The sequence below is a fragment of the Prevotella nigrescens genome, from assembly GCF_031191185.1.
In the GTDB taxonomy this organism is placed as follows: domain Bacteria; phylum Bacteroidota; class Bacteroidia; order Bacteroidales; family Bacteroidaceae; genus Prevotella; species Prevotella nigrescens.
Map to the genome: position 1 here is coordinate 1,516,158 of NZ_CP133465.1, position 12,801 is coordinate 1,528,958.

The 12,801-nt window shown below is 39.9% G+C and carries 9 protein-coding genes and 1 pseudogene; 4 read left to right on the plus strand and 6 right to left on the minus strand.

Annotated features, from left to right (window positions below; genetic code table 11):
• Nucleotides 1-13: 13 nt before the first annotated feature.
• The gene (gene rimO / locus RDV52_RS08705) at nt 14-1,315 is read right to left on the minus strand and encodes a 30S ribosomal protein S12 methylthiotransferase RimO (protein WP_004363527.1); all 1,302 of its coding nucleotides are present in this window, start codon (nt 1,313-1,315) and stop codon (nt 14-16) included.
• Nucleotides 1,316-1,378: 63 nt separating this feature from the next.
• A complete protein-coding gene (gene ftsY, locus RDV52_RS08710) occupies nt 1,379-2,335 on the minus strand; it encodes a signal recognition particle-docking protein FtsY (RefSeq protein WP_004363526.1) in 957 nt (318 codons plus the stop codon).
• A gap of 302 nt (nt 2,336-2,637) precedes the next feature.
• Between ftsY and RDV52_RS08715 the strand changes: the two genes are divergently transcribed.
• The 4 genes and pseudogenes from RDV52_RS08715 to RDV52_RS08730 all read left to right on the plus strand — a co-directional run bounded on the left by RDV52_RS08715 (nt 2,638) and on the right by RDV52_RS08730 (nt 8,528).
• Nucleotides 2,638-3,054, plus strand: coding sequence for an SMI1/KNR4 family protein (locus tag RDV52_RS08715; protein ID WP_004366024.1), 417 nt, complete (start codon nt 2,638-2,640; stop codon nt 3,052-3,054).
• Between the two features lie 182 nt (nt 3,055-3,236).
• A pseudogene (locus RDV52_RS08720) lies at nt 3,237-3,417 on the plus strand (IS30 family transposase); the annotation flags it as partial.
• A 376-nt stretch (nt 3,418-3,793) separates the two neighbouring features.
• Nucleotides 3,794-5,443 (plus strand): hypothetical protein, encoded by a 1,650-nt coding sequence (locus tag RDV52_RS08725; protein ID WP_223381146.1) that lies wholly within the window; start codon nt 3,794-3,796, stop codon nt 5,441-5,443.
• Nucleotides 5,444-5,504: 61 nt separating this feature from the next.
• Nucleotides 5,505-8,528, plus strand: a complete 3,024-nt coding sequence (locus tag RDV52_RS08730) for a choice-of-anchor J domain-containing protein (protein WP_004366021.1) — start codon at nt 5,505-5,507, stop codon at nt 8,526-8,528.
• A gap of 407 nt (nt 8,529-8,935) precedes the next feature.
• Here RDV52_RS08730 and RDV52_RS08735 read toward each other — a convergent pair whose 3' ends face one another.
• The 4 genes from RDV52_RS08735 to RDV52_RS08750 are packed head-to-tail and all read right to left on the minus strand — an operon-like array spanning nt 8,936 to nt 12,728.
• Complete coding sequence (locus tag RDV52_RS08735) at nt 8,936-10,504, minus strand: peptide chain release factor 3 (RefSeq protein ID WP_040557007.1); 1,569 nt, start codon at nt 10,502-10,504, stop codon at nt 8,936-8,938.
• Nucleotides 10,505-10,543: 39 nt separating this feature from the next.
• Entirely contained in the window at nt 10,544-11,425 is an 882-nt protein-coding gene (rfbD, locus tag RDV52_RS08740; RefSeq protein ID WP_040557004.1) for a dTDP-4-dehydrorhamnose reductase, read from the minus strand.
• A 10-nt stretch (nt 11,426-11,435) separates the two neighbouring features.
• A complete protein-coding gene (locus RDV52_RS08745; RefSeq protein WP_004366018.1) occupies nt 11,436-12,041 on the minus strand; it encodes a DUF4924 family protein in 606 nt (201 codons plus the stop codon).
• A gap of 6 nt (nt 12,042-12,047) precedes the next feature.
• Nucleotides 12,048-12,728: a LysE family translocator gene (locus tag RDV52_RS08750; protein WP_004366017.1), complete on the minus strand. Its 681-nt coding sequence runs from the start codon at nt 12,726-12,728 to the stop codon at nt 12,048-12,050.
• Nucleotides 12,729-12,801 lie beyond the last annotated feature (73 nt).

Consider the following 12,801-nt stretch of genomic DNA (forward strand, 5'->3'; position numbering starts at 1 on the left):
TTGCACGATATTTCTATACGTCTGCCACACTTCCGTAGAGGTCGAACTCATCGGCTGCACTTATTTTCGCCCAGTAGAAGTTGCCTATAACAAGTGTCTGGTCGGCTTTTATTAGCACTTCGGGGTCTACATCGGGCGAGCAGAATTCGCTTCTACCTATATAATAGTCGCCCTCTTTGCGGTCTATAATCACCTTTAGGGTCTGTCCTATCTTCTCTGCCTCTACTTCTGCCGATATTTCTTGCTGCAAAGCCATCAGCCTATCGAGCCTTTGCTGCTTCACTTCGGGCGGAACGTCGTCGTCATAGTGTAGTGCGCTGTACGTTCCTTCCTCGTGCGAGTAGGCGAATGCGCCCATACGTTCGAACCGTGCCCACCTTACAAAGTCCATTAACTCGTTGAAATCTTCTTCGGTTTCGCCCGGGAAGCCCACCATCAGTGTGGTTCGTATGTGTAGTCCCGGCACTTTTTCGCGCAAAGTCTGTATGAAATGTATTGTATCTTGCTTTGTAACGTGGCGTTGCATGCGCGATAGCATATGGTCGGAAACGTGTTGAAGAGCCACGTCAAGATACTTGCAGACCTGCGGTTTGTTGCGGATTACATCGAGCAAGTCCCACGGAAACTGGTTCGGATAGGCGTAATGGAGGCGTATCCATTCCACTCCTGGAATGTCTGCCATGCGCGAAACAAGCTCGGTAATGTGGTGTTTGCCGTCCAAGTCTACCCCATAGTAGGTTAGTTCTTGCTCAATCACCTGGAATTCCTTTACTCCGTTGGCAGCCAATTCTGCCACTTCGTTCAGTATATCGTCCATTTTTCTGGAGCGATGCCTGCCCGTTATCAGCGGAATGGCGCAGTAGGCACAATGACGGTCGCACCCTTCGGCAATTTTTATATAGGCATAGTGGGGCGGCGTTGTAAGGTGCCGGCGTCCGTCGCAGGCTGGTATTTCGGCTTTCCCAAGGTCGGCAATGAGTTGTTTGAAGTTGAATTTGCCATAGAATTTGTCGACTTCTGGAATTTCTTTCTGTAGTTCTTCCTTGTATCTTTGCGACAAACAGCCCATAACGTAAAGTTGTCTGAGCTGCCCATTCTCCTTTCTGTTCACAAATTCGAGTATCGTATTGATGCTTTCTTCCTTTGCAGCTTCGATGAAACCGCAGGTGTTTATTACGGCTATTTCGCCTTCCGGAGTATCCGAGTCGTGCACGCAGTCGAAGCCGTTGGCTTCAAACTGTTTCATGAGAAGCTCGGAATCGACAAGATTTTTCGAGCAACCCATGGTGATAATATCAATCTGATTCTTCTTCATTCAATTGTGTTCCCACGCACAGGAACTTTGTTTTCTTTCCCCGAATACACTGTAAGACACCGCTTATTCTTGCTTAAACAAGCTGTCTACAAACTGTTCTTTGTTGAATAACTGCAGGTCTTCCATGCCTTCGCCCAAGCCAATGTATCGCACGGGCACTTTCAATTGGTCGCTAATGCCTATCACTACACCGCCCTTAGCGGTTCCGTCGAGTTTGGTAATGGCTAAAGAGGTGATTTGTGTAACCGATGCGAACTGCTTAGCTTGCTCGAATGCGTTCTGCCCCGTGCTTCCATCGAGCACCAACATGACGTCGTCGGGAGCCTCGGGCAATACTTTTTTCATTACGTCTTTTATCTTTTTAAGCTCGTTCATCAAGCCAACCTTGTTGTGTAGGCGACCAGCCGTGTCGATGATAACCACATCAGCACCGTTTGCCTTGGCACTTTGGAGCGTGTCGAACGCTACACTTGCGGGGTCGGAACCCATTTGTTGCTTAATGACAGGAACACCTACGCGGTCGCCCCAAATCTGTATTTGCTCTACGGCAGCAGCCCGGAAAGTGTCGGCAGCGCCCAGATATACTTTCTTGCCAGCCTTTTTAAACTGATAGGCGAGCTTGCCAATAGTGGTTGTCTTGCCCACTCCGTTTACGCCAACCACCAGAATAACATATGGTTTATGGCTGGTTGGAAGGTCCCAGTCTTCGGCATTCTCGGTGTTGTTCTCGGTTAAAAGCGCTGCAATTTCGGTTCTTAGAACATTGTTTAGTTCCGAGGTAGAAACGTATTTGTCGCGTGCAATGCGTTCTTCGATGCGCTCAATAATCTTCACGGTAGTATTAACGCCTACGTCCGACGTTATAAGGATCTCCTCTAAATTGTCTAAAACCTCGTCGTCTACCTTCGATTTGCCTGCTATGGCACGCGTTATCTTGGAGAAAACACTTTGCTTTGTGGTCTCAAGACCCTTGTCGAGCACTTCCTTTTTCTTCTTATTGAAAAGTCCAAAAAATCCCATAATTAGCTAATTTGTGGCAAAGTTACCAAAAAACGACTGAAGAAACAAATAATAAGAGTGAGAATGATACATAGGGACATACAATAACGTCTGTCACTATATATATTTTTATTTCCTCGTTTCGCTTATTTTGCCACACGTCTGCACAGTTATAATAATAGCAAGGAACAGCAATAATAGTTTTAAAGACAATGTTTTGGATAAATAAACAGAAATGTCTATCTTTGCAAAGCGGCGAAATTCTACTGCAAGAATATTCTTGTAAAAGAGTAGCAATACACAAATTAAGAACTTAAAGAGCTATGGAATTCGAGCAATACGAACAGAAACTTACAGCGGAAGATCTTGCAGCATTTGAGCAGCAATATAATATCACACTTCCAAAGGCTTTCAAAGAGCATTATTTACAATACAACGGAGGTTACCCTCCTTATGAAAATGTAAAAGGGACAAAGCACCTTTTCACTATCAATAGCTTCTATCCAATTAAATACGGTGTACTTCCTATCGAGAAAATCATAAGCGATTACGAAAAGAGCGGTATTGTTTTCGATGACAAAATACCTTTTGCTTACGACAATGGGGGCAATATTTACCTTATTTCGGTAGCACAAAACACGTATGGATACATATATATTGTAGAAACGGAATGTGCAGAAGACAAAGTATTTGTTTTAGTTTCAGAATCCTTTACCGACTTTCTTAATTCGTTCCACTAATCCAAAAAATGACTGATGCGGCGATTCGAAATCTCCATTTAAATTCAAATAAAGAGTTGGAAACGCTGCATTAGACACTATAAAAGGAACGAACATACTACTTTCATAAAGTATCCCCGCCTCTTTTCTGTGAATTCCGATTTGGCTCAATAGAAAATAGATGAGGATACTTTGAAAAAGGGCAGAAAGGAGCGGTTGAAAATACGAACAAGCTCATCAGGCAATAATATCCCAAAGCAGGCAAACTTCGATGATTTCACGGACAAAAAGATTGCAATGATACAGAAGAAAATAAACAAAAGACCAAGACAGAAACTCAATTTTCAAACACACAAATGCGAGTTCTACAAAAGAATATTATAATTTTGCACTTGCTGGCTAACTCTACTCCGCCTTCTCAATATAAAAAGAAATTAAAAAAATATAGAAAATACTTTTTTAGATTCCCATTTTTTCTTATCTTTGCGACATATTGGAAAAGCATATAAGAACAAGAGGCATAAACTAACTAAAGATAAAGAACAATTTAGTAGAATGGAATAACATATTTCATAGCCTAAAAATAAACGCAATGCATTTTCTAAGGAGTTAAAGTTTAGGATATGACCTATGATGTTTATCCGTTCTAAGAACTCTTTTCATTTACTATTCTGTAAAAGCCTGTTGGAAGGCATAATATGTATTTATTGGTTCGCTAAACCTTATATAGTATTAACTTTATTTTAAATTTTAATAGCTTATGATTAAAAGATTATTTTCCAGTGTATTAACAATGGCTATTGTCAGTACTGTTTTCGCACAAAACAATGTACTTTGCACTCGGCTAACGGCACCAGCCAAGGATACTAAAAAAAGTGTCTATTATCTAAAACCTGAAGGTGTACTTTTTGAAGCTACACCTAAAAGTGGAAAAATGACTGGTACAAGTTATCTCTACGTTCCCGGTTATAGTAAAACAAGATTTGTTCCGGTCGTACCAGAAAGCACAAAATATTTCTGGCATCAGAATGTTTACGATATGAATGGGAATTGTAACACATTCGATAGAACAGGAAAGACAGGCAACCTATATACCACCGATGCTGATGGTAGTTTCAACCTAACTACAAGATTTAATGGAGCTGATGCTCTTCCTACTATTGTTTGTGAAACGGATAGTTTTACTCTTTCTGAAGAAAATCCTCATTGGGGACCATTAGACTACGACCTTCCTGCAGTAATGTATTGGTATCCAAGAATTAAAAGTGGAACTTTAACAGGAACAGAAAGTCATATTCGCCCATTGCAATTCACCGATGACAAAGTTAACAACTTCTATCTTGGAGGAATGGATAATGGATATCTTTTCGGCTCTGGTACAATCTCAGGAGGACAATATATTTCACGTGGTGTACAACAAATATTGGAAAAGCCTATATCTCCACTCTGGGTAGAAGATGTTTTTCTACCTGTTATATCTAAAAGTAGTACTCCTTTGCCAAATGGGACAGAGCTAACAATGCTTATTACCAATGTTGAAACAGATGCACAAGGTAAGAAGAAACCAGGAAATGAGACTCTCGCAGAACTTAAGTGTACGGCTTCCGATATGGAAGTAAACGATCCTATTAGCGATGCCAATGGAACGACTTATAACAAATTCGCTGCAGTATTTACACGTGAGGGGAAAGGATTCCTTATAGACAAAGAATTTGCTGTTATTGTTCGTGGTTTCGAACAGCCAGGTGTAGATATGGGATTGTCTGGTGCAGGAATTCCTTATTATAACAAAGTATTAAGTCCTGCACTTTGCCTGATAAAAACTAAAGATGGCAAAAACAAGGCAGCAAACATTTATGCCGACAATAACATAGCACTAAGCGTTACATTCTCTGCAAAATTCGATTATGCTAATGGATATGTAGACGCAGGCATGGAGACTTCTTATAATTATGGACTTGTCCAGATGAATAATGAAGGAACAGAAGGGCAAACTACATGTACTCAAGGTCTTGTGTTCCCAGGTGCTGTCGCTCAGTTAAATGGAATGTGGTATGACGAAGATAAGAAAGAACAGTATACATTATCAGGAATAGACAGCTGGATAAAAAGTTATGCTATAGATGAGGACAGTTATCGCGAATATGGTTTAACTGTAATTAAATTTACTTGTGAGCCACTTCCTTCTAATGTAGCTGGACGTAAATGTGATATTCTAATTCATGGTAAAGGTGTTGTTTCCGACAAACCTATTACGGTTGTACAAGGAGATGTAACTGCAGCAATCAATAATGTTCATTTATCTACCACGACAAAAGAATATCCTAATTATAACGTTGCAGGACAACGTGTAGAAAAAAACTATAAGGGTATTATTATTCGAAATGGTAAAAAACAATTCAATAAGTAATTGAATGTAATCTTATAAACTACACAGGAAAAGATTAATAATTAATATAAAACTATCTATTATGAAGAATAAAATTTATGCTTTAATTCTTGGAGGTATATTTGCATTAGCAGGAAGTCCTCTAATAGGTATAGCTCAAACGGCATCTACAGCAAGTCCATTCACTGTTACAAAAGGAAAACCATATAAAGAGAATTGGGGAAATACCAAGGTAATTCTCAAAAAGAAGATTTGGACAGTAGAAGATAAAAATAATGATAACAATACATGGGAAGATTTAGATGCAGGAGCACCAGCATATAATGGAGCAAATGCAACGAAAGACGCAGACGACTGGCTTGTTTCTCCACCTTTACATCTAACAGCTGGTCAAACATATGCACTTGAAGCTGGAGCAGTTGTGGGAGGATATTCAGGAACTGGGCAAAGAATGAACATAGCTTATGGAACTGGCGACGATCCTACAACATATAGCGAAATCGTTCCAACTACTCCTGTTTCTGGAACAGCTTTCGGAACACCTACTACTTTAAAAACAACGTTTACCCCTACGGAAACAGGAGACTATCGTATAGGTTTCCATGCAGTAAGCGACAGACCAGGATATATTATCATGCGTCCTGTAAAAGTTGAAGAGGCGACATCAACCTCTGGAACTCCAATTGCTATTTCTGATCTAAAATTAGAAACAGGTCAAAATGGAGAACAAATGGTAAAAGTTTCATTTACAACTCCAACAAAAGATATAATGGGACGAGACCTAACGTCTATAACTTCGGCTGCAATATATCGTGATGGTTCTACATCACCTATACATAAAATAGAAAATCCTGCTATTGGACAGAAGATAGAATGGACAGATGACAATGTAGCCATAGGACAACATTCATACGAAGTTTACACTTATGTTGGTGATTTAAAAAGTGCTAAAGCTGAAGCTAAAATTTATGTTGGCAGCGAACTTGTACCAGGAAAAGTTAAAAATGTAATTGCATACGATAATCTTAACGGAACTATTACATTAAAATGGGACGCAGTTAAAATCGGAGCTAATGGAGGTTACATAGATCCTACTACTGTAAAATATGGAATTTTTGAAGGTATTTACGAAACCCCTATTGCACAAGATATTACTGGAACAGAAGTTACGATTAAGGATATTCCTACAAATGGAACTCAAGGGAGCAAGTTCTATCAGGTAGTCGCATATACTGACACAGAACATATTGGCAATGGTGGATTTGCAGATCCATTCTTCTATGGAACACCATATGATTTTCCTTTCCACGAATCATGGCCTTATGGAACGTGGGAGAAAGGTCCATGGAGTGCAAGCTATAACGATACAAAAAAACATTTCAAAATCTCTCGAGATTTCTCTGCAGATGATGATGAAGGCTCTTTATTATTCACACCTGAAAGAGCAGGCGATGCTGCTACAATAGTAGGTCCAAAGATGGATTTAGGAAAAGCGACAAAACCACGCCTTTCATTTCAATTCTATGCTTATCCTGGTAGTAAGAGCAAACTACAAGTATACTTGGATGTAAATGGACAACACAGAAAACTTGCTTCAGAAATAGATTATTCTACATTAACAGGCAATGCCGGTTGGCGTACAGTTAATGTTGATTGTGCCGATGCGGAGTTTAAAAAAGAAAATGGTTATGGACGTGTACTTATTCACGCCATATCTGATGGAGAGAACATTATGGTTGATGATGTAAATGTCAATGACGCTATTAACTATAATGTTATGACGAATGTTAAAACCCCACTCCATGCACAAGCTGGCGAACAAGCAGAGATTATTGTTCATGTTCGCAATATTGGTTTAAAAGAGGCTGAAGGTTTCCAAGTTAAACTTCATTCAAATAATGGAACGGCAATAGCGACCGAAAGTGGGACAATAGCTCCAGGCGAAACTCAAGAATATACATTCCATTATGTAGTGCCTTTCGATAACAAAGAATTCCAAGTTTGGGCTGAGTCTGATTGGGCTGCTGATGAAAACCAAGGAAATAATATTTCTGATAAGAAAACTATAAAGATAGTTACAGCTCCATATCCAGCAATCAACAATCTTAAAGCAAGCAAAGATGGCAGTAAAGTTAAACTTGAATGGACAGCTCCAGTAGTAGAAAATTGCGTTATTACAGAGAGTTTCGAAACCTATGCCCCATTCCTCATTAAAGAAATAGACCCATGGACACTTTACGATGCAGATGAATGCCGCACAAATACTTTCGGCGGAATTACATTCCCTGGCAATGGACTTCCTTTTGCATACACAGTGTTCAATTGTGATGGTACTACACACGGAATGGACGATGCAACTACCCAAATGTTTAAACAACGTTTTAGCGGACACGATAGTGAACAATCAATGATGAGCTTCGGAAATTTAGGTGATGCAACAACAGGAAACAACGATTGGCTTATTTCTCCAGAACTTTCAGGCAAACCGCAAACAATAAGCTTCTTCACGAAAGCCCCACAATGCGATTATGCAAACTACGGTCCGGAAGATTTTTATGTAGCTTATTCTACAAGTGGTAAAGATGTTAATGACTTCAAGAAGATACACACCGACAATGCTGCAGACAATATTAATTGGAAGAAAGTTTCTGTAAAACTTCCTGAAGGTGCAAAATACTTCGCAATCGTCCATACTTCAACAGTACCTCAATCTTCATATGGATTTGAACCGGCAGGTCTACTAATTGACGATATTACATACGAAAGTGCACCACTACAAATTGTTGGTTATAATGTTTATCGCGATAATAAACTTATTGCTAAGAACACAAGTATGAATGAGGTAACAGCATTCGATACAGATGGTACTGACAATGACAAGTATTATGTAGTTACATTATATAATGTAGGTAAATCCAGTCCATCTAATGTTGCATCTGTTGTGTCTACAGATATAAATAATGTAACGACAAACGCAACTTCTGATAATACGACCTTTATATATACAACATCTGGTGTTCTGGTTGGGAATAATGTATCAACACTCCCTGCAGGCATCTACATTGTAAAACAAGGTAATAAGAAAAATAAAATTGTTGTGAGATAAGATTTATTGGTGATTTTCGTATTTATGAGATAATATGTAGAAAGATTAATTTTTTATATATAACCAATAACGTTATATGATCGGCTTGATTTCCTAATTGAATCAAGCCGATTTTTTATTGATTGATGTCCGATAAAATTTATAAATGAGCATATTCCCCCTCCCAATACAGCAAAACGATTTTTGTGGAACTTTCCGTTAGTTTTTATCAGATGCTGATGACTCGGTGTGCCAATGCTTTTCGCAAAATGTCATTAGAAAAAGAATATGACGCGTATCCAAAATAAATACAACATCATATTCTGCGAGGTTAGTCGCCCGTCTATTTTTTGTCCAATCGGGACTTACTATATAATTAAGGTGGAACCGATTAGCGTAAAATAGGCTTTGTTACGCCTGTCTATTCATTAAAATTCGCTGGTAAAGTGGAATTTGATATCTTCGAAATCTTGCTGCGCCATACTGAGAACATAGCCCGAATCGGCAAGGAACACGTCTCGCCCCTCAATGTCTTTTGCCATGTATTGGTATTTTCGCTTCTTGAAATTTTCGAGTGCTTCGGCATTTTCTGCCTCAATCCAGCAAGCTTTATGCAGGTGTACAGGCTCCCATCTGCACTTGGCGTTGTATTCGTGTTCCAAACGATATTGTATGACTTCGAACTGAAGTTGCCCCACAGTACCCACAATTCTGCGATTGTTGAACTGGTTGATGAATAGCTGTGCCACACCTTCATTCATCAGCTGTTCCAATCCCTTCTGGAATTGCTTGGCTTTCATAGGGTCGTCGTTCTCGATGTATTTAAACAATTCAGGCGAAAAACTGGGTAGTCCGCGGAAGTGCAATTGTTCGCCTTCGGTAAGCGTATCGCCTATTTTAAACAAACCTCCGGTATCGGGCAGCCCGACAATATCGCCGGGATAAGCCTCGTCTACCGTGCTCTTGCGTTGCGCCATAAATTGTGTGGGCGAAGAGAAACGGAGCGTTTTGCCGTTCCGTACATGGAGATAAGGCTGATTGCGCTCGAATTTTCCCGAACAAATCTTGCAGAAAGCAATACAACTGCGGTGGTTAGGGTCGATGTTGGCAGTGATTTTGAAAATAAATCCCGTGAACTTCTTCTCTTCTGGCTCTACCAATCGTTCTTCTGCCATCGTGGGTTTGGGGCTTGGCGCTATACGTACAAAACAATTCAGCAGTTCTTGCACACCGAAATTATTCAGCGCCGAACCGAAAAACACGGGTGCAACCTTGGCTTCGCGATAGGCTTCGAGGTTAAACTCGGGGTAGACTCCATCAACCAATTCTATGTCGGCACACAATTGTACGGCAGCGTCGTCGCCAATATAAGCTGCCAAATCGTTATCGTCTAACTTGGTTTCCACCGTTTCGGTAACACGTTGTTTGTTCGGAGTAAATAGGTTTAAGTTCTGCTCAAAGATGTTGTAAACACCTTTGAAGCGCTGTCCTTGTCCGATTGGCCAAGAGAGCGGGCGGACACTTATTTGCAATTCCTCTTCAAGTTCGTCGAGTAAATCGAAAGGGTCGCGACCTTCACGGTCCATTTTATTGATGAAAATGATGACGGGCGTGTTGCGCATACGGCAAACCTCCATCAGTTTTCGGGTTTGCGTCTCAACACCTTTTGCAGAATCTACCACTATAATGGCAGAATCTACGGCAGTTAATGTTCGGTAAGTGTCTTCGGCAAAGTCTTGGTGTCCAGGCGTATCGAGAATATTCACCTTATAACCTTCGTAATCGAACTCCATAACCGAGGTGGAAACCGAGATGCCACGTTGTTTTTCAATATCCATCCAGTCAGAAGTTGCCGTCTTCTTTATCTTGTTGCTCTTAACGGCTCCTGCAACTTGTATCTGTCCGCCAAACAAAAGGAACTTCTCTGTAAGTGTAGTCTTACCGGCGTCAGGGTGAGAAATAATGGCAAAAGTTCTTCTGCGTTCTATTTCATTCATAGGAATATTATTCATTGTCGTTTTCGAATACAGTAATTTTTAAGCCTCTTTCTTCAAGTTTTCCATACATTTCTCTAAACTGTCTTCCCAATACGGAACGTTTGTGCCGAAGATTTCCTTAATCTTTGTTTTATCAAACACCGAATAGGCGGGGCGTTTCACAGGCGACGGAAACTCGTTGCTATGACACGGCTGAATGTTGCAGTTGGTATTGCCGGCAAGTTTTGCAATCTGCTTTGCAAAGTCGTACCAGCTGCAAACACCTTCATTGGAGAAATGATATATACCCGTGTTGCCTTCGTATTTTCTGTTTTCAACAATGTCGAAGATGGCATTGGCTAAATCTACTGCGTAAGTTGGCGTACCACATTGGTCGAACACAACCTTCAGTTCGGGCTTGGTGGCGGTAAGATTCATCATCGTCTTTACGAAGTTTTTGCCAAATTCACCATAGAGCCACGCCGTTCTTATAATGATGTGTTTGCCTCCCACGGCTTGAATTTTCTCTTCGCCATGAAGCTTTGTCAGTCCGTAAACACCAGTTGGCGTGCCTTTCTGGTCTTCTTTGCAAGGAGTGTTGTATGGGTCTCCGCCAAAAACATAATCGGTGCTGATGTGTACCAATAGTCCATCAACCTCTTTCATAGCCTTTGCCAAGTTTTCTGGAGCAGTGGCATTCAGTGTTTCTACAATGTTGCCGGCAGTTTCGGCAGCATCAACGTTGGTCCATGCAGCGCAATTTATGATACATTCTATATTATGTTTCTTTACAGTTTTACGTATATCTTCGATGTTTGTAATATCAAGTTTTTGATAACCATCGCATACATCAGTAAAAATATAATGGTCTTTGCTGTTCTTTGCTACCAACTGAATGGTGTTGCCTAACATTCCGTTGGCACCTGTTACTAATATGTTCATGTCTTTATTCTTAATCTTCAAATTGTAATCCTTCGGTCTTATCTTTCTGATAATAGTCAGAAAGCATACCTATGAGTGTTGTCATTTCCTTCACAGCCGTTTCTGTTTCCCTACTAATTTCTTTCTTTTGCAGTCTAAGCATCATAACACCATAGAGAACATCAAAGCAAGTTTCAATCTCGCTATGCCCAAGATTGGCTGCAATCTCCTTTAGGTTTGCTTCGTTCTTGCGTGCCATTCTGTCGGCAACTTGCTTTGTTTTTCCACGAAGTTCTACAATAAAAGGCAACACGCGGTAATATTCTGCGGAATAGAATGGGAATTTAGAAGAAGTAAGTAACTGTGCATGGAGTTCATTGAGCGATTGCATTATCACCTTGTTTATTTGCAGATGTCCATTTTCTCTACACCCTTCTTGGTTCATCATTCTTAAAAGATCTCCAAACCAATCTTCTTCTTCATCTTTTTGTGCGTCAGTATAATTGAATTTATCAATATACTCTTTACGAATCTTCGTCAAAGAACATTGGTAGGCGCGTATAATGTCCTCTATTTGCCACATGTATAGTAAATACTCGGCAATACTTTTCTTTCGTAGTTCTTTAGCAACAAGCATAAAATATTAATAATAAGAAGGTAAATGATACAGATTGAATATCGTACCTATTAGCATTATAAGTGAGAAAATAATTACTACCGAGCCAATAATCTTGTTTATTATCAAAATGCCATTCATATTGAATATGTCATGTATCTTGTTCACAAGCCAGGTAAGACCATACCACCAAATTAATGCCCCTAAAGGGATAGAAGCTAAACCTATTCCCATTTCAATGGGACGGGACGGTTGAATGAAAGCAAATTGTGCGAAAGTTGCAACAAACAGGAAGATGATTAGCGGGTTAGAGAAAGTAACAAGGAAGGCTGTTAGTCCATTATGGAAGAGAGTTCCTTTCGTCTTACCACCTTTTCGCATTTTCTTTGTAGGGTCGGAAACAAAACAATAAATACCGAAAAGCATCAGAATGATACTTCCCGATATCTGCAATATAAACTGATTTGTTGGATCCTGTAATGGTTCCATAATAAAGCTCATACCGAGCCCAACTGTCAATGCATAAATAATATCGCTAATGGCAGCACCAACGCCAGTTATAAATCCATACCATCTCCCCTTATTCAAAGTCCGCTGAATACATAAAATGCCTACAGGACCCATTGGCGCAGACGCAATGACACCGATTAATATACCCTTAAATATAAAATCGAGTATGTCTAATTGGATTAGGAGAAGCATATTCATAATTTGTCTGCAAAATTGCGAAAATTATATGGAATGAGCAAATTTACTTATTAAAAGTTTGTCATATTCCACT

Excerpts from the sequence above, each read along its gene's own strand:
- rimO (WP_004363527.1), bottom strand. The coding sequence starts at position 1,315 with ATGAAGAAGAATCAGATTGATATTATCACCATGGGTTGCTCGAAAAAT.
- ftsY (WP_004363526.1), bottom strand. The coding sequence starts at position 2,335 with ATGGGATTTTTTGGACTTTTCAATAAGAAGAAAAAGGAAGTGCTCGAC.
- RDV52_RS08715 (WP_004366024.1), top strand. The coding sequence starts at position 2,638 with ATGGAATTCGAGCAATACGAACAGAAACTTACAGCGGAAGATCTTGCA.
- RDV52_RS08725 (WP_223381146.1), top strand. The coding sequence starts at position 3,794 with ATGATTAAAAGATTATTTTCCAGTGTATTAACAATGGCTATTGTCAGT.
- RDV52_RS08730 (WP_004366021.1), top strand. The coding sequence starts at position 5,505 with ATGAAGAATAAAATTTATGCTTTAATTCTTGGAGGTATATTTGCATTA.
- RDV52_RS08735 (WP_040557007.1), bottom strand. The coding sequence starts at position 10,504 with ATGAATGAAATAGAACGCAGAAGAACTTTTGCCATTATTTCTCACCCT.
- rfbD (WP_040557004.1), bottom strand. The coding sequence starts at position 11,425 with ATGAACATATTAGTAACAGGTGCCAACGGAATGTTAGGCAACACCATT.
- RDV52_RS08745 (WP_004366018.1), bottom strand. The coding sequence starts at position 12,041 with ATGCTTGTTGCTAAAGAACTACGAAAGAAAAGTATTGCCGAGTATTTA.
- RDV52_RS08750 (WP_004366017.1), bottom strand. The coding sequence starts at position 12,728 with ATGAATATGCTTCTCCTAATCCAATTAGACATACTCGATTTTATATTT.